The organism is Paenibacillus sp. ov031, assembly GCF_900143165.1.
In the GTDB taxonomy this organism is placed as follows: domain Bacteria; phylum Bacillota; class Bacilli; order Paenibacillales; family Paenibacillaceae; genus Paenibacillus; species Paenibacillus marchantiae.
The window spans coordinates 528036-551135 of record NZ_FRDO01000004.1; the positions used below are offsets into that span (position 1 = coordinate 528036).

Genomic DNA, 23100 nt, shown 5'->3' on the forward strand with positions numbered 1-23100 from the left:
GCTTCCGGCTTTTTATTTAGCCTGTTTTTTGTAGTCTTCGGCATATTCCTCACGAATTTTGGTACCGCCCGCATTGCCCCAATTCTCGATCTCCTGTTTCCAGCCATTTTCATCGATTTTGCCCATAATATATTTGGTCTGCGCATCTGCAATCATCTGATCCAGATCTGCCCCACGGTCGCCATAAGTAGACGAATACAAGGTTAATGCAGGGTTTGGCACAGCGTGTTCGGCCAGCTCTTTGGCAAGTTCCGTACCCTTCTCACCGAGTTCGGTATCTTTCAATTTCGGTACGTTGTAACCTTCTACGTAAGGCAAGTTATCACGATATGGCTTCACTTCACGCTGGAATGCATCGAAGTCGCTCATCTCCACCTGGTCCTCGCCAGCCTTCTTATAATGTTTGTCTTCAATACCGCGCATCAGCAGCGTTGCCATCTCCGGGTCCATCAATTTATCCAGGAAAGACAACAGGTTTTTCAGCTCGTCTTCCGATTTCACCGTCGCTTTCGGGAAGGCCAGAATACCGGAGTTACCCGTCTGCCCCGCCACACGGTCGCCACTCACACCAAGCAAACCTGCAATGTCTACTACGCCATCCGGGTCATTCTTAGAAAGACGCTCTTGTTGGCTCTTTCCGTTCTGGGCGACACCGATACGCATGCCGACAACACCTGTATCATATTTCTTCTCCGCTTCTGTGGAGTCAAATACGGCAAAGTCCTGATTCAGCAGTTTCTCGCTATACAAACGTTTCAGCAAATCCAGCACCTGCATATATTCCGGTGTCATGAATTCCGGCGTAAAACTGCCGTCATCTTCTACCTTCCACTTGTTTGGTGCACCAAAACTTACGCCAAGACGTGTAGTGAAGGAATATTGATCCTCGTTATACTTTTTGAAAAGCATCAATCCAAACGTATTATCCTGACCATCTCCATCCGGATCGGAGGTCGCCAGCGTCTTGATCGTTTCATACCATTCATCCGGTGTCGTTGGTACCTTGAGATTCAACTTATCAAACCAGTCTTTACGGTAAATCACCGTTGCACGGGCAATATCAGAGAATACGGGTACCCCGTAGATTTTGCCTTCCACCTTGATATTGTCAAAGAAACGCTCGTTCTGTGCAGACAGATTTTTATAATCCTTCAGCAAAGGTCCAACTTCCCAGAATACATCGTTACGCATCGCACTGGTTACGGTTGGGTTATACTGTACTTTCACAATTTTGGGCATATCGCTGGATGCAATCATGACATTGATTTTGTCATTGTAAGCCGAAGCCGGAATCCACTGAATGTCCAGTTTGGTGTTCGTATACGCCTCAATCTTTTGCTGGACCTCATTGCCTTTGCTCGGTACGTCGCCCACCTGTGCTATTGCAATGGACACGTTCTGCACTCCGCCCTCGGCAGCCTGACCTTCCTCCGATCCGCATCCTGCCAGCAGGCCTGTTACCAATGCCAGTGTGCTCAAGACAGCTATGGCTTTCTTTTTTGTTGCTTTCATTAAACGAAAACCTCCCCTTTTTTATACAGTCATGAACCCGTTCTGATTTACAACCATGCGCAATTTCAACCTTTTACCGATCCCAGCATCACTCCTTTGGCAAAGTGTTTTTGCAGGAATGGATACACCAGCATGATTGGAATCGTGGAGAACACGATAACGGCCATTCGAATGGTAAGCGGCTGAATCTCGGTCTCTTCGATACTGGTATCACCGATCCGGCTCTGAGCCAAGATGACAATTTCACGTAGCCATACCTGCACAGGCCACTTTTCACTATCGTTGATATAGATTACGGCGTTGAAGAAGCTGTTCCAGTGAGCCACCGCATAAAAGAGAGAGAATGTAGCCATTGCTGGCATCGACAAAGGCAGAACAATACGGAACAATACGCCCACATCGTTACATCCATCGATTTTGGCGGCATCCTCCAGTTCATCCGGAATGGCTTGGAAGAAGTTCTTAAGTACGATCAGGTTGAACGCACTAATCGCTGTAGGCAGCATCAAAGACCATAATGTATCCGTCAGGTGCAATGATTTTACGACAAAGTAGGTTGGAATCATCCCACCGCTGAACAGCATGGTGAACAGTACACCCAGCAAGATCGGCTGGCGTCCACGCAAGTATCTTCTGGAGAGCGGATACGCCATAAGCGACGTGAACAACAGGTTAAGCAGTGTTCCGATTACGGTGATATAGATGGATACACCCAGACTGCGAATCAATGTGTCTGTAGAGAAAATGTAACGGTAAGCAGCGAGGGAGAATTCTTTCGGAAAAAGAATGAATCCTCCCTTAGCCACTTCATGCGGACTCGTAAACGAGACGGCCAAAATATAAATGAACGGGATAACGGTCACGATTCCGATCAAAAGTAGAAAACCATGATTGAGGATATCAAAGATCCGGTTGCCCCACGTTTTATCCTGTTGCATCTTAATGTTCACTCCTGTCTGGTGAAGAACGTCTGCTGCAAGCGTTAGTAGACGCCTTCCTCCCCGAATTTTTTGGCCATCGTGTTGGCACCCAGTACAAGTGCCAGTCCGACCACCGACTTGAACAAACCAACAGCAGCACTATAACTGTACTGTGCCTGTGTGAGACCTTTGGTGTAGACGTAGGTATCAAATACCTCACCCACATCCCGGTTCGTCGGCGTGAGCATCAGGAAGATCTGTTCAAAGCCTGTATCCAGGAAGTTACCCAGACGCAGAATGAGCAAAATAATGATTGTACTGCGGATGGCAGGCAACGTAATATGCCATGTCTGACGCCAGCGATTGGCACCATCCATCCGTGCAGCTTCATAGAGCTGTGTATCTACACCGGAGAGTGCCGCCAGGAAAATAATCGTGCCCCAACCTACCTCTTTCCAGATGGATTGTCCAACAATCATCGTTCGAAACCAGCCAGGCTCTAGCAGGAAAGCCACTTTTTGTCCCGTCAGGTTATAAAGTAATTCGTTAATAGCGCCGCCCTCGGTTGTGAACAGCATGTAGAACACACCAACCACAACAACCCAGGAAACAAAGTGCGGAACATATACCAGCGTCTGTACAAAGCGTTTGAATCGTTCACGGCGAACTTCATTCATCATGAGTGCCAATACAATTGGCAGCGGGAAGAAGAACACCATATTATAAATCGCTAGCAAAAACGTATTCCGGAACAAAGTCCAGAACTGCGGTTCCCCGAAGAAACGCTGGAAGTGCTTGAACCCTACCCAGTCGCTGCCCAGAATGCCCTTATAAGGCGTGTAATCCTGAAAAGCCATCGTAATGCCGTACATGGGTATGTATTTGAAAATAACAAAGTAGAGCACGCCCGGTATCAACATAATATAAAGCCACCGGTTTTTGATGATGTCCCTCCACAGCAGGTTTTTGTCACTGCGGGTAGCGGGTCGTGTTCGAGCCGCCGTTTCGGCTTTCATAGTGTCTTCCTCCCCACATTGGAAACGATTACAAAATATCACTTCCTGAATTCATGTCTTCATTGTGGAGGATAAATGGGTAACTGGCTATCGTCTCATTTTAGCTTCTTGTGTTCCCTTATGCAGCAAGGGTTTAAGGCATTTGTAATTCTGGAATGCTCCTCTGAATGAACCACATTTAACCTCCGATATTCCTGTCTTAACTCTGCTGCAAACGCAGAATAAAGGCTGACCTTGAAACAAAGAAAAACCTGCCTGCCATGGCAGGCAGAGCAGGTTGCTTTTATCGCTGCTGCTCCCGGTATTTTCCGGGGGTAGTTCCCGTAATTTTACGAAATGTACGGATAAAAGCAGTAGGGTTGGTGTAATTGAGTTTCTCGGCAATCTCCGATATTTTCAGGTTGGTCGTCTGCAGCCAGGTTTTGGCTTTTTCCATCCGGTATTCGGCAAGGTATTCCGTAAAGTTCACACCAGCCTCCTTCTTGAACACACGGCTCAGATAGACTGGATGAAAATTCAGTTCTTCTGCGCAAGCTTCCAGCGACAATTCGCGATCATATCGCTCCTCGATCAGCCGAATCATGCGCCGGGCAATATTCAGATATTGAGATTCTTCCTGTTCACGCCAGAATCGAATGACAGGGTGAAATAAACATTTGCGGAACCAGTTCGTCATTTCATCCAATGTGGATAACTTGAGTAGTCGAGCCATAGAGGCCTTTTCGCCCAACACTTCCGCAACATTCCCACCCTGCTCCTGTACAAGCTGATACACACGGGACAACAGTTGAACCATGATAACGGGGTATTCGCTGAAGTGCAGCTTCTTGTCTGCAAGCAGACCAAGGTATTGCTTAAAGTACGCATCGGTTTTCTCCTCGTCCCCTTGCTTGAGTGCAGAAGCCAACTGGTCTTCAATCATCCTGAGCTGTGTATATAACGCTGCCTCCGTCTGACCTCGCGGCTGAATATCCTCGTAATGCAAAATAATACGGCTGCCCAAACTTACCCTGCCTTGGAGCGCCTCACGACTCTCCTGGTAAGCCCTTGGTGAATCACCTATTGCAGAGTAAGAGCGACTAATACCGATACTTACAGGCAGATTCAGATAAGTCACGACCCGCTCACGGATCAATTCGGCTTGAGTGTGCATCCACTCTTTTAGCTGTACTTCATCATCAAGCATGGATGCCAGCACCGTAACCTGGGCGTCATCAATCATGACAGGTGCGAAACGAATCTCAGAGGGCAGCAGCTCACCGACCATATTGTTTAACGCAAACAGCAGCAGATCCCGGTCCTGCTCCTCATACCTTGTCCCTTCAAGGGTATCGATCTGAAGTGTAAGTAACCCAAGTCTGGACCATGAGATTGGAAAATCGTATAACTGACCCTGATATCTGAAGTCATCTTCCGATATTTTGCCTGTAAGCAGTTTTGTCATAAAAAATTCCTGCAAATGAACATGCTGGCCCTTCATCTGCTCACGCATCGTCTTTTCCGAGCTGAACAAGGTCGATAATCGCTCTTCGATATATATAAATTCATCCTGACGGCGTCCAGACGGAGCCAATGGAGAATCCAATCCTTTTGTAAACTGCAGAAGTCTGGAAATGGGAGAATACATCTTGCGACTGCCGTAGATGGCTACTAATCCCGTCAAACATAACATGACTAATGTAGCCACTCCCGTAACCAATGCAATTTTCTGCGATTGGGCGGTTATCTGACTCAGCGATACAACGGATACATACAACCAACCATTGAGTGGGGACTGCCTGTAGCTAACTGCCACCTGACTTCCCTCGACCTCTGCACTGAAGAAACCCTCCGACTGTCCTGTCGTTTGTACCTTTTCATGGATTTCCTGATTTAGCGTGTCGTATTTCCCGTCTTGTTCTGTATCGTTGAGAAAATATTTTTGCTCCCGATCAAGGACGTACATATCCCCTGAATTCGGATTTCGACTTAGAAATGTACTTAGCTCTGTATCGGCTATGTCTATAACCAAAAATCCCTTGGGTTTCACATTCGTTGGTATCATCGGAATCTTGAATACCATGCTTACCACGTTGTCGGATGAAATAAGAGTAGGTGCGTGTTCTGGCGTTGCTTCACCAACTCCCGCCGATACCGGCACACTTTCTTTGGTTGAACTCACATTTTGCGTTACCCAGAACAGGCTGTTTGTATATTTCAAATAAGAGCCTATCCGGTCCCGAATACTGAAATCATCCAATTTTCCAAAGGAACGCATCGAAACGACCCAGTCTTCATCCAGATTCACGAGATAGGCCTGATCGATATTAGTAACCGATTGCAGATTATTAAATCCGGAAGTCAGATCACGAATTTCCTGAAATTCGCTGCTGTCCAGCGGTTTTTTCATCGCTTGTAATACCAGTGGAGAATTCACATATTGGATGGACGATAATTGCAGGCTGCGCAATACTTGCTCTACCCGCATTTGGGTCTGATGCAGAATCTGCAAATTACTCTCCCGGACCTTCTGTTCAATGTCACGTGAAGCAATCGAATAGGAGACTGAACCAATAACAATGACCGGAAGGGCTCCGAGAATCATGGTAAAACAGAGCAAACGCAGCAGGTATTTAGGCAAAAAGAGCATCCTCCTTTGTGCATTTTGCGTTATTTGATCGAGAACGATTTCGGAATCACTACCCGATCTAATGCAAAACGTATGTATAATATCGCTTTCATTGGATTAATTTACTATTGTTATTTTAAAACCCATTGTTATTCAAGTCCACTATTTATTATTGAAGGTTGACTTCAAGGCAATTTCCAGTTTATATTGGTTGCATATTCCTCAATCAAAGGAGAGATTTTGATGTCGGTGAGCGTTCTTAACTAACTAGTTTCATATTCAGGAGTTTGGCCTTCGATTCACTTGTGCCTTGTGGCATACGTGTATTTCATGATGCGCCATTACCCTGTACTTAGTTAAGAACAGCGGATATCATAAATCGCCTCCGGGATTGTACGTGTCCGGGTCTATTTCCGCGCTGTGTTCAGCGTGGATTTTTTTGTATAGACCTATAACGGGCCCTACTTTCCCGTACGTTAAGGGCGGAGAATGACGTTTGTTCATTCTCCGCCCTTTTTGCGTTTTCCGGGAATATGTCCCATCGCTTTAACCGAAATTCCATTTTATATCCAAGGAGAGATCAAGCATGAATGAAAAAACGTTAACCAGTCTGGGTTATCCCCAAATTCAAAAAAACGTTGCAGCCTGTGCCCTATCCTATTTGGGCAAACGTTACGCAAGAGACATGAAGCCAATGGTCGACGCTTCTCTGATTCAAATGCGGCTAGAAGAGGCCGCTGAAGCGGCTGCTTTGATTCGTTACGGTGCCAGTGTGCCCATTCCTTCACTGGATGGCATGGAGACCATCATGGATCTGCTCGGCACCGGTTATTTATTTACGGAACGTGATTTCAGCAATCTCGCCCAATTTCTGCGCAGCTGCGCACAGCTTATGAAATACATGGAGGGCAAATCCGAAGTGGCCCCCACAGTTAGTCGCTACGCTTCATCCATGATATGGATGGAATCCCTGCTCAGCGAGATTGAACGCTGTATCCATAGTGGACGCATTCAGGATCAGGCGAGCAAGGAGCTGATACGTATTCGTAAAAAAATGACGGTGAATGAGGAACGCATGAAGCGCAAGCTGGATTCTCTAATAAGCAAACACCGCTCCATCATGCAGGAAAATGTGATTAGTCAGCGTGGTGGAAGAACCGTGCTGCCCATTAAGAAAGAATTCCGCAAACACGTTAAAGGCAGTGTGCTGGATGAATCAGGAAGTGGCCAAACCGTATATATTGAACCTGCTGAATTAGTAGGTCTGCAAATGGAGCTGTCTTCACTGCAAGCCGAGGAATCACGGGAGGAGATGAAAATTCTCGGTGACTTAACCTCCTTGGCAGAGTCTTATAATCGTGAAATTTCGTTAAATACGGAAACGGTAGGGATTCTGGATTTCCTGTTCGCCAAAGCGAAATATGCAGCGACCATGGACGGACGAACTGTAAGCGTCAATGCCATTGGACGTGTTCGGCTTCATCATGCCCGCCATCCGTTTATGGGTGCATCCATGGTTCCGCTTGATTTTGCGATTGGTCAGACTTATTCCTCGCTAATCATTACCGGGCCGAATACGGGTGGCAAAACGGTTGCACTCAAAACATTGGGTCTGCTCACATTGATGATGCAATCTGGTCTGCTTGTGCCTGTCGCTGAAGATGGCGAGATGGCCGTGTATCATGAAATTGCTGTTGATATCGGCGATGGACAGAGCCTGGAGCAAGCACTCAGTACCTTTTCTGCACATATTCGCAACATGATTGGCATCCTGGAGCAAGCCGATTCATCGACACTTGTGCTTATTGACGAGATGGCCTCCGGTACCGATCCCGGTGAGGGAGTGGGACTCTCGATCGCCATGCTGGAGGAGCTGCACAGCCGTGGAGCTACCGTTATCGCTACAACCCATTTTGGGGAAATCAAACATTTTGCAGCATCCACGCCTGGATTTGAGAATGCAAGAATGGAATTTGATACGGTCTCTCTTCAACCTCTTTATCGATTGCGGATCGGAGAAGCCGGGGACAGCTATGCCTATTCCATTGCACTGAAATTGGGTATGCCACAGCGTATTATTGAGCGCTCCAAGCTCATTTCAGATCAGGGTGTCTCGCAAAGTGTCTCTTCCACCTCCTCTCCATCCGTGCCTAACGTAAGTTCAACGTCATCGCAAATAAACAGCACGGTTGAACAAGAACAATTGAATGAAGCAAGGAACACGATAAAACCTATCAGCCCGTCCGTACAGACTGGAACTAGAAAGCAATCTGCTGATCGGCCTGAAACATTAGAACCCGCGCCCCCTGCCAAAGCATTCCGAAAAGGGGATCGCGTCTATGCAGCTTATCTGAACCAGTCAGGCATCGTATGTGATGTGGAGGACAGTCGCGGAAATATCGGAGTCATGCTGCGTGGACGTAAAGTCAAAATTCATAAGAAACGTCTAACTCTGCACATCTCCGCAGATGAACTATATCCGGGTGACTATGACCTCGACATTGTGCTGGAGTCCAAAGAGAACCGAAAGAAACGCAAACTGATGAGTCGCAAGCATGTGGAAGGACTGAAAATTGAATTGCCCCCTGAAGAATAACCACAGGATTGATATAATGGGTTGAGTTGCTATACTTTAATAAACCTATCGATCGTTCGTGGTTAGAAATTTATCGGGGAAGGAAGACTCGTATGTCTGTTGAGCAGGATACAAAGAAAGTCACTCCAGAAGTTCTCATATGCCCTTTGTGCGGTGAGCCCAATGGCTGCTCCTATGCGGCTGGTCGTCCTCATTCAGAATGCTGGTGTAACCGGGCTGTGTTCCCAGAAGGGGTATTTGACCCCATTCCGGCAGACCAGCGCAGGAAGTCCTGCATCTGCGAGGCATGTCTGGATACGTATAAAAAGAAGACAGAGCAAAATAAAGAGCCCCACAGTTAACCCTGTGAGGCTCTTCTTCAATCAATATTATTTTGTATTGAAATACAGAACGTTACTTCTGCATTTGTTGATAATGCGCTACAGCCTGCTTCAGTACAGGATGACTCTCATCCATGGACGTATACTGGCTGAGTGCTGCTTCAATCCCTTTTTGCTGGATCGTAGTCTGGAGTTCCACCGCTTCCGGGTCTTCGGATACGTCAAACTTGCAGGCAGCGGCCATACCCATCGCCAAAAGTGTTGTCTCCGTTCCATACTCGTAAGCCTGGAGAGCTGGGCGAACCAGACGGTCATTCGGGGACAGTTTCCGCAGTGGAGAACGTCCTACACGAGTTACCTCATCCGTCAGATGCGGGTTAACGAACCGTTCCAATATTTTGGCAATGTACAACTGATGATCGTCGGCATTGAATCCAAAACGCTTCACCAAAACGGCTCCGGTTTCCTGCAAGGCACCATATACGATGGATTTGACTTTTTCATCGGCAATAGCCTTCTGAATTGTATCAAACCCGTTCACATATCCAATATAAGCGGCAATACAGTGTCCCGTATTTACGGTAAACAGCTTCCGTTCGATATAAGGCTCCAGATCATCCACATACATTACGCCCTCAACCGGTTTGAACGCAGGAGCCATTTGTGAACGGTCAACAACCCATTCATAGAAAGGCTCTACCTGTACATGCAACGGATCTTCATGATGCTGAATCGGCACAATCCGATCTACGGCAGAGTCCGGGAAATACACGTACTGATCCGCAAGCAGGCGAGTCCGCTCATCAAGCAGGCCATATACATGTTCTTTCAGCTGAGTGCTGGCTCCAATTGCATTTTCACAGGCAATAATGTGAAGGGGTTGGAAGACATCGCCCGTTCCCAGTCTGGACGTAAGTCCTTTGGCAATACCGGGAGCAATATGTTTCAGAATGTTCACGCCCACTGCAGTTGTGATCAGTTCAGCTTCTGCAACATTCTGAGCAACGGTATCCAGATTGGTTCCATCGATTGCACTCACACCGGTAACTGTCTCCAGGTCTTTGGCCTCGTTAGCCAGTTCAACCGTATACTCTCCACGCTGCTCTAGAGCCTTAACCAGCTCCTGGTTAACGTCGGAGAAAACAACATTGTAGCCTGCACGGGACAGAATCAAACCGATAAAGCCACGTCCAATATTACCTGCTCCAAAGTGAAGGGCCTTCATAGTTCCATTTCACTTTCCAAAATAGTGATGACTTCTTCAGCGGTTTGAGCATGACGCAAAGCTTCCATGTTCTCTTCCTCGGCGCAGATGACTGCGATGCTGGTCAGGATCTCCATATGTTCTCCACCTTGAGCGGCGATACCAATTACCATATACGCTTTTTCTTCCCCAAAATCAACACCTTGCGGGAACTGAATGACGGAAATGCCTGTGGACAGGATGAATGATTTGGATTCCTTCGTGCCGTGTGGAATCGCAAGTCCGTTGCCGACATACGTGGAGACAATCTCTTCACGCTCCAGCATTTTGTCGATGTATTCAGCGGTGATATGTCCCGCGTCTTTCAAAATTTGACCTGCCATACGAATCGCTTCGTATTTGTCCTGAGCCGTTGCATTCATGATGACTTTATCTTTAGTTAACACACTCATGTTTGAATACCTCCAATTTCGGTTTTGCTGCGGTAAAATCCCGCAAGTTCTTGGGACAAGTAATGAATAAGATCATCCCGGTTGCCTTTTTCAAGTAATGCAATCATTTCTTCCTGCAACAATAGCGCACTGATCTCACTCAGTACCTCCAAACTTTCCTTCGATAACTGTCTGGGTCCAAGCATCAAGAGCACATGGCTGACACCTGCCGGGTCTTCCGGCGTGCGTAGAAGCGGCTCTGTCAATTGGAACAGCGTAATTGAAGGACTGTGAATGCCATCACTGCGTGTATGAAACAGAGCGAGGGAAGTTCCGGGAATCTTCTGACTTCCAACAGCTTCACGCTCCTCCAGCAGCCTGGCAATCTCATCTGGATTATTCAATACACCGGATTGATGCAAAACGCTGCACATGGCGTAAGCCGTTTCTAAAAATCCGATCTCCTGATTATCCAGCGGGAACACCTGAAACTTGCCGATTATCTGTACGATTTCAATCAGGGTCGCTTCCAGTCCAACCGGATCGGAAATTCGTCCTGTTGTCCTTGAGTCTGCTTCAGGTGGGGGACTATGTTCCCGCTGAAGCGTCGTTGTCCTGATGAAATGTCTTAAACGTTCACTTTCTTCTGCCGTCAGCAGTGGGCTCACCTTGTAGTATTGATGTTTATCCATCGGCAGATCCACAGTAGAGAGAACCAAATCATATTCCGTCTTTGGGATACGCGCGGCTTCATACCAGGACACGCTGTCCACAATCCGAATTTCGGGAATTTCCTTGGACAGACGGCTCGATAACATCCGTGAAGATCCGATCCCACTCGTACAGACGACGACAGCCCTGATTTCACGCTTCAGCACCCTCAGCCGTTCAATGGAAGCACCGAAGTGCATTACCAAAAATCCGATCTCCTCATCCGGAACATCCGTATTGGGCCAAGCCTCTCGCACGGCTTTCTTTACATCCTCAAACAGTGATTCATAATCCTTGCGGATCTGCTGAAGCAACGGATTACGGATAAGCTGCCGCCCATCCATACGTTCCAGCACCGGCTCCATATGGGCAATCAGACCTTCACGAAGCAGACGATCCTCATGGAACGAATAATGAGTTTTCTCCTGCATCCGATCTGTAAGGGAACGAACCATGTCGAGTAAGACCAGATCGTCTATGGGCAGCAGACGCGAGGAATGAATCGATTGCTCGATTTCAACCAGCAGCCTGTGAAAATAAGCCTGCTCCTCGCCCACAAACTCCAGCCCAAGCTGGGCAGATAGAACGCCGCACAACCGTGAAGCCAAATATTCCGGCACCTTCCGCTCATCTTGCAGTGGATTTCCAACGTCATTTTTGTCCTGTTGTGTGCCCCGACCTATGCCAAAACCTTTGCGAATCCGCACAACCGCTACAGACAATTGGATCAGCAGCTTCATGTATTGACGTTCCGGGATATTTTCCAACCACTCAATATCCGGCTGCCATAATGCATTTTCGACCGTAAGTACATCCTCATGCCCTATCATTTCCAGAAGTTTGCTGTTTACTTTGGAAACTCCCTGCTCCGCCTGTCTACCGAACAAATCGGATTCATCCAGATATTCAAGAGCGAGCGCGGAAATAGCCATGCGATGAGCCAGCTCGCTTCCATTGATCTTGACCCCATATCCACGCCTGCGAACCAGCTTCAATCCAGCCAGCTGAATGCGTGGTTCCAGATCGTCCAGATCATTGCTTGCCGTAGACACGGTCACCTTCAGATCTGAGGCCAATGCAAGCAGCTTCACAGGCTCGGATTCATCCAGCAAAATACAAAGCATGAAGAGTTTACGCTCTTCGGGCGTAAACTCCACATATTCGTTAAGCTCAAGTTGTTGACGCAATACGGCCAAATCATCGGAACCGGGATCAATTCGAACCCCGGTTCCCGATTTTTTTTCCAATCTCATGCCAAGGGGCTCAAGCCATTGTTCAATCATCTGCAACTCTCGATGTACGGTACGAGTGCTTACTTTGACCGCAACAGCTATATCGCCAGCAGTTACCTCATGAGGATGCTCCAGCAGGAACTCCACGATCTCACGCTGTCTCCTTGTAATATTACTCATCAGGAGTCGGATTTGAGGCGCTCCACCAGTGCCTCATATTCAGGACTCTTCAGGAAGTTATCGATGGAAATATGCTCTGCATTTGGAGCCACGGATTTGGCCCGGTCAGTCAATGTTTTCTGTGTGATGACGATGTCGGCATCTTGTGGAATCTCACTGATCGCCGTGTTGGTTACAGCGACATCCACACCGGCTGCCTTCATTTTCTTCCGCAGAATCGAGGCACCCATGGCACTCGAACCCATACCTGCATCACAGGAGAATACAATTTTATTGATATCCGTTTTTACTGCCGAAGAAGCAATATCGGCTGCACGGTCAGCTTCACGATTGTCTTTATCAACGGTGAGGTTGCCCGTTTTGCCCTGATTTTTCATATCTTTCATGCGGTTGGAAGCACTATCCAGATCTTCGTCATCCTTCTGTTTACCTGTTTTGAGCAGTATGGATGCCACGAGGAAGGAGATGACCGCAGCTACGGCTACCCCGGCAAACATGCCAAGATATCCACCCTTAGGCGTTAACAATGAGTAGGCAATGATACTTCCCGGTGACGGTGCAGATACCAAACCAGCTCCTGTCAGCATGAAGGTTAATGTACCCGCCACACCACCAGCCATCGCAGCCAGAATCAGTATCGGTCTCATCAGAATGTAAGGGAAATAAATCTCGTGAATCCCGCCAAAGAAATGAATGATTACAGCACCTGGAGCGGAAGATTTGGCTGATCCGCGACCGAAGAAGCAGTATGCCAGCAAAATGCCGAGTCCAGGTCCTGGGTTGGATTCAAGCATGAATAATACGGATTGCCCCAGTTCTCTTGCTTGATCCGTACCAATCGGTGTCAGAATCCCATGGTTGATGGCATTGTTCAGGAATAATACTTTTCCTGGCTCAATGATCAGGTTGACCAGCGGGAGAAGACCAGCATTCATCAAAGCTTCTACCCCAGCCGATAACACCTTGCTAATCGCTTCAACGAAAGGCCCGATGCCTTTAAGGGCTAGAAGGGCCAAAATCCCACCAATAATACCAGCGGAGAAGTTGTTAACCAGCATCTCAAACCCTGATTTGATTTTGCCATCGACAGCTTTGTCAAATTTCTTAATGACCCAAGCTCCCAATGGTCCGGCAATCATAGCGCCAAGGAACATTGGAATGTCACTGCCGACAATAACCCCGATGGTCATTATTGCACCGACTACACCACCACGTTGGCCGTGTACCATGGTACCGCCTGTGTAACCGATAAGCAAAGGCAGCAAATATTTGATCATTGGATCAACCAGCAATGCAAAATCTGCGTTAGGGAACCATCCTTTTGGAATGAACAATGCCGTAATCAAACCCCAGGCGATAAATGCACCCATGTTAGGCATAACCATACCACTCAGGAAACGTCCAAACTTCTGAACGCCGACCCGTATTCCTCCGCTTTTTTCGGACTTTGCGTCCACTGAACTCATATTGAAAACCTCCTCAACATATTAAACCTTAATTCCACTGAATTTTGACAAGGATGATCCAGACGAACAAAGGTACAAATCTTCAATAAATCTTAATTTACAACCATATCGTAAATGAAAACGGTATCTTCTACAACGAAATGAAAACCTACTTCCGTCATGAACGTTGATGACAAGATTTAAATTTAAAGGATTGTCCCATGTTTGAACCTTGTATATGGAATGGAACCTGTTATTCCCTTTCATGTATCATACCCACGAAATGCCCCATTTTAATGACAAATGAAATTGTAAATTTATTCTATTTGAACGAGCTGTTTCTATCTCAATTAGAAATAATGATGAAACACGTTAATTGATATTCATTCCATCCCATTCGTCTGTTAACAACGAAAAAAGCGCAATTGCCTCACCCTGTCCCAGGTGAGGCAATTGCGCCTAAGTATTCTCCGAATGAGCTGTATCACCATCCGGATCTATAATCAATCGATTCATTTTTATTACGTTAAACGAACTTTTCCATTAAGCTGAAACTCCGTATCTAGCGGAAATTTGTACCTTAATATTATTCCGTATGTTTACGATACGCATCCGCGTTCATCAATGTGGAAAGTGCTGCTGTGAGGTCGCCCTCAACACGAATCTCGATCATCCAGCCTTCCTCATATGGGGAGTTGTTAACCAGCTCCGGGGAATCCTGCAATGCATCATTCACAGCAATAATCGTTCCACTGACAGGAGAAAACAAATCCGAGACGGTTTTGACGGATTCAATCGTTCCAATGCCGTCTTCCGCTTTTACATCCGATTCAAGGTCAGGCAATTCTACAAACACAATGTCACCCAGCTGATGCTGCGCGAACTCGGTAATGCCAATACGTACGGTATCCTCCCCTACGGTCTGCACCCATTCGTGCTCTTCACTGTACAGGAAATCACTTTTCAATTCGCTCATCGATATCCGCCTCGCTTTTCATTAATGAGTGCATGCGTTTCTTTGACCTTAACCTTTTTCCCAGAACATAGCGTATGATATTTTCGATTCAAATGTCAAGATACCTCACAATTTATTTGTTTTTCTTCCTTATATGCCTGTAACTCAAATGGACCCTCCCTACATATAATGGTGAATATTAGAAAAGTAAGCGTACTCATTATAATATACGAACATTTTAATGTTAATTAAAAATTTCATTCGGATTTTTTGTTCATATCTATGATATCGTTCTTGACATCAATAGACGATTCAGGCTTTAATGAGAGTAGTAAATGTGTTTAATTGGTCTATGCAATACCCGCGGATGAATGTAAAGGGAGAGATTACCCTTGACACCCGAATCAGGGTGTACATGCGGTAACGCCGAAGGAGTAAGCCACCGACAAGCGGAGGTGAATCTCTCAGGCAAAAGGACTTTTACGGGACGCAACTCTGGAGAGCATCTAATCGCCCTGTATGGGCGTTATGATCACCCAAGGGGAAACCTGCTGCATCATGCGGCGGGGTAACTCTCAGGTACCAAGGACAGAGCCTAAGAATACAGCGTGCTTCTGGCATGCCTATTCTTTGGCCTGTCCTTTTCCTTTTTCCCAAAAAAACGAAAACAGGTTATAGAGCGGCACTGCCTATAGCGTCCTTACCTTACTTTTATAATAAAATATGATGCCAGATTCATTGATCCACGGTTATACACTCGGCCGGTTGACGGCCCATGACGAGGTGATTGGATGTCCGATTTGCTTAGAACCCCACTCTTTCCACTCTATCAGCAATATGAAGGCGTACGATGCATTGATTTTGGTGGCTGGGAGCTCCCGGTACAATTCAGTGGAATTCAGAAAGAGCACGAAGCGGTGCGAGAACGTGCTGGATTATTTGATGTATCTCACATGGGTGAATTCACCGTACAAGGTGAACACGCAGAAGCTTTTTTACAGCACATGACCACTAATGATGTAACAACACTCGTTCCCGGTCAGGCCCAATACACGTTAATGTGTTATCCGGATGGCGGCGTGGTCGATGATCTGCTGATCTATAAACTGAAAGACCAGCATTATATGCTGGTGGTTAACGCCTCCAACATCGACAAGGACTGGGCATGGCTGCAACAGCACATGACGCCAGGCGTAACGATGACCAATGATTCGGATCAAACGGCGCTGCTTGCTCTGCAAGGTCCGCTGGCAGTGGATATTCTCAGAGCGGTGACAGACACCGATGTGTCTTCGATTGAGCCTTTCCGCTTTGTGGCAAATGCGAAGGTATGTGGTGTTTCATTGCTGTTATCCCGCACCGGATATACGGGTGAAGATGGCTTTGAGCTCTACGTTCCCGCGGAACAAGCTGCTGAGGTCTGGAACGGATTGATGCAAGCGGGAGAAGGTCACGGACTCGTTCCGACAGGACTGGGTGCCAGGGATACGCTGCGCTTTGAAGCCAAGCTGCCCCTGTATGGACAGGAATTGTCCGCAACCATCTCACCGCTGGAGGCTGGCGTAAGTATGTTTGTGAAGCTAAATGCAGGACCGTTTATCGGACATGAAGCCTTGTTGCAGCAAAAAAATGATGGGCCTGCCCGCAAGCTGGTCGGCATCGAAGTGCTGGAGCGCGGCATCCCTCGTCCTCATTATCCCATTTACGCCGAAGGCGTACAGATTGGTGAAGTAACCACAGGCACCCAGTCGCCTACGTTAAAACGTAATCTGGGGCTGGCCTTGATTGACAGCAAATATGCTGCACTGGGTACCCCGCTGGAGATTGAGATTCGTGGCAAGAAACTGAAAGCCGAGGTCGTGAAGACCCCTTTTCATAAACGGACACGTGCGCCAAAGACACCTACTCAAGGAGCTGATCAAGCATGAGCAAGCATCGCTACATCCCCATGACCGAGCAGGATCAGAGTGCCATGTTGGCAACCATCGGCGTGGAAACGATTGAGGATCTGTTCCATGACATTCCACAGGAGATTCGCTATCAGGGCGAACTGCCTGTTTCCTCCAAACTGGATGAATACGCACTGACACGTCATATGTCGAAGCAAGCGGGAGCGAATGCCAACTTCGAGACACACGCCAGTTTCCTGGGTGCAGGCATTTATGATCACCACGTTCCCTCCGTCATTAATCATGTCATCTCCCGTTCCGAGTTCTATACAGCCTATACACCTTATCAACCCGAGATCAGCCAAGGAGAATTGCAGGCGATTTTCGAGTTTCAATCCTACATCTGTGAGTTGACAGGCATGGCTGTAGCCAATGCCAGCATGTACGATGGTGCAACTGCATTTGCGGAAGCAGGCAATCTGGCCGCAGCGGCAACCCGCCGCAAACAACTGATTGTGTCACGTACCGTGCACCCCGAATCCCGTCAGGTATTGCAAGCTTATGCTCACGGCCTCAATCTGGAGATTGTTGAGATTGGATATCAAAATGGTGTAACAGACTGGGATGCCCTGCAAGCCGCCGTGTCCGATGACACCGCAGCCGTCATGATTCAAAGCCCGAACTTCTTCGGCGCCGTGGAAAATGTAAAACAGGCCGCAGACCTTGCGCATGCGCACAAGAGCCTGCTCGTGGTCAGCGCCAACCCGCTATCGCTGGGTCTGCTGGAAGCCCCAGGCAAGCTGGGTGCTGACATCGTCGTTGGCGACGCGCAGCCCCTTGGCATCGCCGCTTCACTCGGCGGCCCAACATGCGGATACTTCGCCGTATCCCAGGCTCATATGCGCCGAATTCCTGGCCGAATTGTAGGCCAGACAACGGACCGCAACGGCAAGCGTGGTTTTGTACTCACGCTGCAAGCACGGGAACAGCATATCCGCCGTGAAAAGGCGACGTCCAACATCTGTTCCAACCAGGCGTTGCTCGCGCTGAGCGCCTCTGTATATATGTCCATTATGGGTAAACAAGGCATGATCGACGTCGCTGATTTGAATTTGCAAAAGAGCCATTATGCCCTTAATACGTTTACCGCAATTCCAGGCGTCTCTCTTACGTTTACCGCTCCTACGTTCAATGAGTTTGTTATCCAACTGCCTGAAGGAACAAATGTGGAACCACTGCAACTGAAATTGCTCGATGCAGGTTTCATTGGCGGGTATGAACTTGGCCGTGATTATCCCGAGCTCGCCGGACATATGCTGATTGCAGTTACTGAACGACGCAGCAAGGAAGAGATCGACGAATTCGCACGTGTATTGGAGGGATCGCTGTGACTCAGGAAACGACAACAAAGACAACTACGACGACATCAGCACAAGGACAATCGGAAACGGTAACCTCTATCTCCACTTCGGGCCAACCTGAAACTATCACAACAGACACTAACCAGGCTGCCTCTCCAGCACCGGAGCAATCGTTGATTTTTGAACTCAGCAGTCCGGGTCGGGTCGCTTATTCGTTGCCCGAATGCGACGTTCCCCGTCAAGCTGTGGATTCCCTGATTCCCCGGGAAATGCTTCGGTCGGAAGCAGCAGCATTGCCTGAGGTTTTTGAAGTTGACGTCATTCGCCATTACACTGCCCTGTCTCGTCGTAATTTCGGGATAGATAACGGATTCTATCCGCTGGGCTCTTGTACGATGAAATATAATCCGAAGATTAATGAGGATGTGGCCCGTTACAACGGGTTCGCCAAAATTCATCCATATCAGCATGAATCCAGCATTCAAGGTGCACTTGAACTGCTCTACACGTTGCAAAATGACCTTGCCGGACTTACCGGGATGGACGCCGTTACGCTGCAACCGGCCGCTGGTGCACATGGCGAATGGACCGGGCTCATGATGATCCGTGCTTACCACGAAGGTCGTGGTGAACGGCGTACGAAAGTCATCGTACCCGATTCTTCTCATGGGACCAACCCGGCAAGTGCAACCGTAGCAGGTTTCGAAACGGTAACGATTCCTTCCCGCGCAGACGGTCTGGTAGATCTGGACGCACTTCGCGCAGCTGTTGGTTCGGACACCGCAGCGCTCATGCTGACTAACCCGAATACACTCGGACTCTTTGAAAAAGACATTCAGGAGATTGCCTCCATTGTGCATCAGGCAGGTGGCTTGCTGTACTACGATGGAGCCAACTCCAATGCCATTATGGGCATCACCCGACCTGGCGATATGGGCTTCGACGTGGTGCATCTGAACTTGCATAAAACGATGAGTACTCCGCACGGCGGAGGTGGACCTGGTGCCGGCCCGGTTGGTGTGAAGAGCCGCTTGATTCCATTTCTGCCGAAACCGATGGTCATCAAAAATGATGAGGGTATATATGCATTGGATCGCGAAGGTGATCAATCCATTGGCCGGGTCAAAGCTTACTATGGTAACTTCGGTATTCTGGTCCGCGCCTATGCCTACATTCGTACTTATGGACCTGAAGGCTTACGCCGGGTATCTGAATGTGCGGTGCTCAACGCCAACTACATGATGGCCCGTCTCGCACCTTACTACGAGATTCCGTATCCAGGCGTGTGCAAACATGAATTCGTTATGTCTGGCCGGGGGTTGAAACAGTATGGTGTACGTACACTGGATGTTGCCAAACGATTGCTTGATTTTGGGTATCACCCGCCAACCGTGTACTTCCCGCTGAACGTCGAGGAGTGCATCATGATCGAACCAACCGAAACCGAGAGCAAAGAAACCCTTGATGGGTTTGTCGATACGATGATTCGCATTGCCAAGGAAGCAGAAGAAACGCCTGAACTGGTACTCAATGCCCCTTACGGCACACCGGTTACCCGTCTGGATGAAACAACAGCAGCCCGTAAACCTGTACTGAACTGTGCTTGCAGTTAAAAGCTAACCTCTAATAAACTAATGAAAACATATTCAGTCGTTGATAATCATTAATAAATGCCAAAAACAGCCGCATTTTGCTTTCTGCGCGGCTGTTTTCTTTATTGCTTATTAACCTGTCAGCTTTATTTTATCTTCTCCGGTCTAGGGCTTCCAATTGGCCCGTTCCTTCTTGCCCAATCGCGGACAGGTGTAACAATAGGAGCGACCTTGTCGTAAATATTGCAAGCAACAGACGTTTTTGATCGCAAGTCTCTTCGTAGGCTCCAGCGGATGATCAATCATCCGAACCCTGACACGAAGCGGATTCTTGGCCAGACCAAATACATCAGCTTCCAGACCATTTTGCAGCACCAGTTCATCAGCGGCAAACTGACGCAAGAGAGCTTCATCGTCTTGATACGTATTATGAATATTCTCCCTGTAGTTTTGCAGAGCCGTTGGCAACTGCCCCCACAACATGCTGACATGCAACCCAGAAGCTTTGGACAAACACTCCATGAGGGGACGTGCAGTCTGACTGTAAAAACGTCTTAATTCTGCTTCAAGCCAGACCGTTCTTTCCTCCGAATCCTTCGGAGCGAGAGTGACATCCATGTTCTCAAGTTGAAAAGCAATTCGTGTATACCCGGTTTCCTTCATCAAATGTATACTCAGATTGGCTAGCGAAAAATTCGGAGCTGCATCATGGACGGATACGGTATATTGCAGCGCAGCTGCCACATCCCCGAACCAACTGGTGAAATAGGCTGCGGCAACCGTTAGATCCTGTCCCTCGATTAACTGTTGATAGGCGGACAAAAAGCTTCTCATTGCCTCCGGATCAACAATAGATTCTCCACATAGCGATGCCACGGGTACACCATTCAGTTCCTGTACAAGATTAAAGTGCTTCCCCAGTTCCTCACGAATCCGGTCATTCATCATTCGCCGAACAAACGATTCAGGTCATCCAGCATGGAAGTAGCCGCATTGGGTCCATACCCGCCAAACCACGAATCTGAAGCCACCTGGAATACCTGATTATTTTTAACAGCCTTCATGTTTTTCCAAATCCCCAAGGTCTGCAGATTGTTATAGATCTCTTCATTATCATTGATAAGGATAATGTAATCCGGATCGATTTCTGGCAACTTTTCATTAGACAATACTTCATAGCGACTTTCAGCGCTTGTCACGGGGAAAACAGCCGGTCTGGAGAAACCGAAATCATCATAAAGCCATTTGTAGTCCATGTCTCCGTAATACCGAATATCATTTCTTATCCGCAATACCATGAGTGTCTTACCCTCTGCTTTGGCGTGAACTTTTTGGATCGCCTCAGCTTTATGCGTTTCATAGGTTTTTATCACTTCTTCTGCCTTTTCGTTCAGACCAAAGGCCGCCGCGGTAGCTCGAAATGCCGTCTGCCAATCAGGTGCCACATATCCATTATCAAGCATGGCCGTTGGAGCAATTTTGGCATAATTCTCGTATTGCTCTTTGCTGTTCGTATCCGTCACAATCAGATCTGGTCCAAGAGAGAGCATTTTCTCTACACTGACCTTACCTTGATCACCGATGATAGCCACATCATTCAAGAATGGCTTCAAATATAACGGAAAATCTTCGTTCTGTGATTTCACTGTAGCTTGTGGCGTCATGCCAAGTGCAATCAGGTGATCCGTCAAATATGTCACTGTGGAAGCGATATTTTCTGGCTTTTGTGGTAATGTCTGCTCACCATTTGTATCCTTAAATGTAAACGTGGCATCTTGGGACTCTTCCGAAGCCGCTTGTTCCTGTTTCGTCGGTTCTGCCTCAGACGAACCTGACTTCTCTTTGTTGCCACAGGCCACAATCAATAATAGCACCGCAAGCAAAACTGCTGTTAACGTGAAGTAGCGTTGATTTCGTTGTTTCATTTTCTACAGATCCCCTTATTCATTCATTATTCTGTTATTTTGTCTTCTGCCGTTCTCTCATTTCTCATTACACGTGTGCTTGTGATCCAGCCCTTTTCATTTCTTAGATTCATAAAAAACGAACTCCCATGCTGTGGAAGACGTATGAGCGCTTTGCAGTTCGCCCTATCCAACGAAGCGGGAATGGACTCCCATCTTGCGGTTCTCCAATTGCGATCATCCACACACCAATAAAGATTGGCCTCCAGGACAGGAAGGCATGAATCATACCGAACGACAAACCAACCGTCCTCGTGCTTCTCCTCACAAATTTCAACAAGCGCAGTTTTCGCTTGAACGATACTATCCGCAAAAGCGAAGACCTCCTCGCATGCCCATGCCTCCTTGTAAGAATGCCCGAGACCCGGATGAAGGCTTAGTCTGCTATGGTTGTTGTTTGGATGACACTCCAGATGCTGCTCAAAAGACTTGTTAAATATGGTCAACGGAAAATGGGTATCATTACTACCGTTAAGCCATAACATCGGCAAGCGGCTTTCCGACAGATAAGTGGATGGATCCCACAATAGACGAACACGTTCTGCCTCTACCTCCCGCATGGATGCAAAGCTAAGCCCATAATAGGAACCCGGTTCATGCAGATACCCACAGCCATAAACGGGCATGGCAAAAGAAAGCCTGGTGTCTAATCCCGCAACCAAACTTGTGATGATGCCCCCCCATGAAATTCCTGTTATACCTATGCTCTGCTTGTTTACACCCGGAAAAGAGCGGAGCAATGAATGAGCCAATATTACAGCGGCTGCGGCATGATACATCCATTGATCTTCAACAGGCTGTTCGTAATCTGCAAATACACCCTGTTTCTCAGGACCACTCCATGAATGTGAAGGCCATTCCATCCGTTCGGTGTGCTCCTCATCCCCGAATGGAACATGCCCTTCCAGATCCATGGCTATCGCAGCATACCCTCGTGCCATCCATTCTTTCACCCAACTGCTAAAAGCTGTTCCCGCCCCACCGTGAACCAAAATTACCGCGGGAACTTCCTCGTTAGGAGAGACCGGACGCGGGATGCCGCAGTAGGCAAATATGCGAGTAGCACGACCTTTATATGACACACCCTCATAGAAGCAAGCATGTACGCCGGTATGTTGATCTTCGGAAACCGGGTATAATCGAGGTGCTTTAAACAATTGCTCT

17 protein-coding genes and 1 riboswitch are annotated in these 23100 nt (G+C 47.7%); of the genes, 5 read left to right on the forward strand and 12 right to left on the reverse strand.

Annotated features, from left to right (window positions below):
• Nucleotides 1–12: 12 nt before the first annotated feature.
• The 4 genes from BUA17_RS19890 to BUA17_RS19905 form a co-directional block, all read right to left on the reverse strand.
• A complete protein-coding gene (locus BUA17_RS19890) occupies nt 13–1512 on the reverse strand; it encodes an extracellular solute-binding protein (RefSeq protein WP_072734734.1) in 1500 nt (499 codons plus the stop codon).
• Between the two features lie 65 nt (nt 1513–1577).
• Nucleotides 1578–2450, reverse strand: coding sequence for a carbohydrate ABC transporter permease (locus BUA17_RS19895; RefSeq protein WP_024633116.1), 873 nt, complete (start codon nt 2448–2450; stop codon nt 1578–1580).
• A gap of 44 nt (nt 2451–2494) precedes the next feature.
• Nucleotides 2495–3448: an ABC transporter permease gene (locus BUA17_RS19900; RefSeq protein WP_063566889.1), complete on the reverse strand. Its 954-nt coding sequence runs from the start codon at nt 3446–3448 to the stop codon at nt 2495–2497.
• Nucleotides 3449–3731: 283 nt separating this feature from the next.
• On the reverse strand, nt 3732–6068 hold the full coding sequence (locus tag BUA17_RS19905; protein WP_170867894.1) for a helix-turn-helix domain-containing protein: 2337 nt from the start codon (nt 6066–6068) through the stop codon (nt 3732–3734).
• A 574-nt stretch (nt 6069–6642) separates the two neighbouring features.
• Here BUA17_RS19905 and BUA17_RS19910 point away from each other — a divergent pair.
• Both BUA17_RS19910 and BUA17_RS19915 read left to right on the forward strand, forming a co-directional pair.
• Nucleotides 6643–8652 (forward strand): endonuclease MutS2, encoded by a 2010-nt coding sequence (locus BUA17_RS19910; protein ID WP_072734736.1) that lies wholly within the window; start codon nt 6643–6645, stop codon nt 8650–8652.
• A 92-nt stretch (nt 8653–8744) separates the two neighbouring features.
• Nucleotides 8745–8993, forward strand: coding sequence for a cysteine-rich CWC family protein (locus BUA17_RS19915; RefSeq protein WP_072734737.1), 249 nt, complete (start codon nt 8745–8747; stop codon nt 8991–8993).
• Between the two features lie 52 nt (nt 8994–9045).
• On the opposite strand, the gene BUA17_RS19920 is transcribed toward BUA17_RS19915, so the two are convergent.
• From BUA17_RS19920 to gcvH, 5 genes are all read right to left on the reverse strand, one after another.
• Nucleotides 9046–10197: a mannitol-1-phosphate 5-dehydrogenase gene (locus BUA17_RS19920; protein ID WP_063566885.1), complete on the reverse strand. Its 1152-nt coding sequence runs from the start codon at nt 10195–10197 to the stop codon at nt 9046–9048.
• Nucleotides 10194–10628 carry a PTS mannitol transporter subunit IIA gene (locus BUA17_RS19925; protein ID WP_024633110.1) on the reverse strand — a complete coding sequence of 145 codons (435 nt, stop codon included), beginning with the start codon at nt 10626–10628 and terminating at the stop codon, nt 10194–10196. The genes BUA17_RS19920 and BUA17_RS19925 overlap by 4 nt, the downstream gene beginning before the upstream one ends.
• The gene (locus tag BUA17_RS19930; protein ID WP_072734738.1) at nt 10625–12730 is read right to left on the reverse strand and encodes a BglG family transcription antiterminator; all 2106 of its coding nucleotides are present in this window, start codon (nt 12728–12730) and stop codon (nt 10625–10627) included. The genes BUA17_RS19925 and BUA17_RS19930 overlap by 4 nt, the downstream gene beginning before the upstream one ends.
• Nucleotides 12730–14196 (reverse strand): PTS mannitol transporter subunit IIBC, encoded by a 1467-nt coding sequence (locus BUA17_RS19935; protein WP_063566883.1) that lies wholly within the window; start codon nt 14194–14196, stop codon nt 12730–12732. The genes BUA17_RS19930 and BUA17_RS19935 overlap by 1 nt, the downstream gene beginning before the upstream one ends.
• Before the next feature lie 565 nt (nt 14197–14761).
• Nucleotides 14762–15151 (reverse strand): glycine cleavage system protein GcvH, encoded by a 390-nt coding sequence (gene gcvH / locus BUA17_RS19940; RefSeq protein WP_063566882.1) that lies wholly within the window; start codon nt 15149–15151, stop codon nt 14762–14764.
• A 346-nt stretch (nt 15152–15497) separates the two neighbouring features.
• Nucleotides 15498–15620, forward strand: a riboswitch (glycine riboswitch).
• Nucleotides 15621–15921: 301 nt separating this feature from the next.
• Between gcvH and gcvT the strand changes: the two genes are divergently transcribed.
• From gcvT to gcvPB, 3 genes are all read left to right on the forward strand, one after another.
• Nucleotides 15922–17058, forward strand: coding sequence for a glycine cleavage system aminomethyltransferase GcvT (gcvT, locus tag BUA17_RS19945; protein ID WP_072734739.1), 1137 nt, complete (start codon nt 15922–15924; stop codon nt 17056–17058).
• Nucleotides 17055–18410, forward strand: coding sequence for an aminomethyl-transferring glycine dehydrogenase subunit GcvPA (gcvPA, locus tag BUA17_RS19950; protein ID WP_072734740.1), 1356 nt, complete (start codon nt 17055–17057; stop codon nt 18408–18410). Before gcvT ends, gcvPA begins: the two co-directional genes overlap by 4 nt.
• A gap of 95 nt (nt 18411–18505) precedes the next feature.
• Nucleotides 18506–19993, forward strand: a complete 1488-nt coding sequence (gene gcvPB / locus BUA17_RS19955) for an aminomethyl-transferring glycine dehydrogenase subunit GcvPB (protein ID WP_072734812.1) — start codon at nt 18506–18508, stop codon at nt 19991–19993.
• Between the two features lie 144 nt (nt 19994–20137).
• Here gcvPB and BUA17_RS19960 read toward each other — a convergent pair whose 3' ends face one another.
• The 3 genes from BUA17_RS19960 to BUA17_RS19970 are packed head-to-tail and all read right to left on the reverse strand — an operon-like array spanning nt 20138 to nt 23093.
• A complete protein-coding gene (locus tag BUA17_RS19960; protein WP_139295700.1) occupies nt 20138–20920 on the reverse strand; it encodes a hypothetical protein in 783 nt (260 codons plus the stop codon).
• The gene (locus tag BUA17_RS19965; RefSeq protein WP_072734742.1) at nt 20917–21897 is read right to left on the reverse strand and encodes an ABC transporter substrate-binding protein; all 981 of its coding nucleotides are present in this window, start codon (nt 21895–21897) and stop codon (nt 20917–20919) included. The genes BUA17_RS19960 and BUA17_RS19965 overlap by 4 nt, the downstream gene beginning before the upstream one ends.
• Before the next feature lie 26 nt (nt 21898–21923).
• Entirely contained in the window at nt 21924–23093 is a 1170-nt protein-coding gene (locus tag BUA17_RS19970) for an alpha/beta hydrolase family protein (protein ID WP_072734743.1), read from the reverse strand.
• Nucleotides 23094–23100: the final 7 nt, after the last annotated feature.

Coding starts and splice junctions, on each gene's coding strand:
- BUA17_RS19930 (WP_072734738.1), bottom strand. CDS start 12,730: ATGAGTAATATTACAAGGAGACAGCGTGAGATCGTGGAGTTCCTGCTG.
- BUA17_RS19915 (WP_072734737.1), top strand. CDS start 8,745: ATGTCTGTTGAGCAGGATACAAAGAAAGTCACTCCAGAAGTTCTCATA.
- BUA17_RS19900 (WP_063566889.1), bottom strand. CDS start 3,448: ATGAAAGCCGAAACGGCGGCTCGAACACGACCCGCTACCCGCAGTGAC.
- gcvT (WP_072734739.1), top strand. CDS start 15,922: ATGTCCGATTTGCTTAGAACCCCACTCTTTCCACTCTATCAGCAATAT.
- BUA17_RS19920 (WP_063566885.1), bottom strand. CDS start 10,197: ATGAAGGCCCTTCACTTTGGAGCAGGTAATATTGGACGTGGCTTTATC.
- BUA17_RS19895 (WP_024633116.1), bottom strand. CDS start 2,450: ATGCAACAGGATAAAACGTGGGGCAACCGGATCTTTGATATCCTCAAT.
- BUA17_RS19925 (WP_024633110.1), bottom strand. CDS start 10,628: ATGAGTGTGTTAACTAAAGATAAAGTCATCATGAATGCAACGGCTCAG.
- gcvH (WP_063566882.1), bottom strand. CDS start 15,151: ATGAGCGAATTGAAAAGTGATTTCCTGTACAGTGAAGAGCACGAATGG.
- BUA17_RS19910 (WP_072734736.1), top strand. CDS start 6,643: ATGAATGAAAAAACGTTAACCAGTCTGGGTTATCCCCAAATTCAAAAA.
- gcvPA (WP_072734740.1), top strand. CDS start 17,055: ATGAGCAAGCATCGCTACATCCCCATGACCGAGCAGGATCAGAGTGCC.
- BUA17_RS19935 (WP_063566883.1), bottom strand. CDS start 14,196: ATGAGTTCAGTGGACGCAAAGTCCGAAAAAAGCGGAGGAATACGGGTC.
- BUA17_RS19965 (WP_072734742.1), bottom strand. CDS start 21,897: ATGAAACAACGAAATCAACGCTACTTCACGTTAACAGCAGTTTTGCTT.
- BUA17_RS19890 (WP_072734734.1), bottom strand. CDS start 1,512: ATGAAAGCAACAAAAAAGAAAGCCATAGCTGTCTTGAGCACACTGGCA.
- BUA17_RS19960 (WP_139295700.1), bottom strand. CDS start 20,920: ATGATGAATGACCGGATTCGTGAGGAACTGGGGAAGCACTTTAATCTT.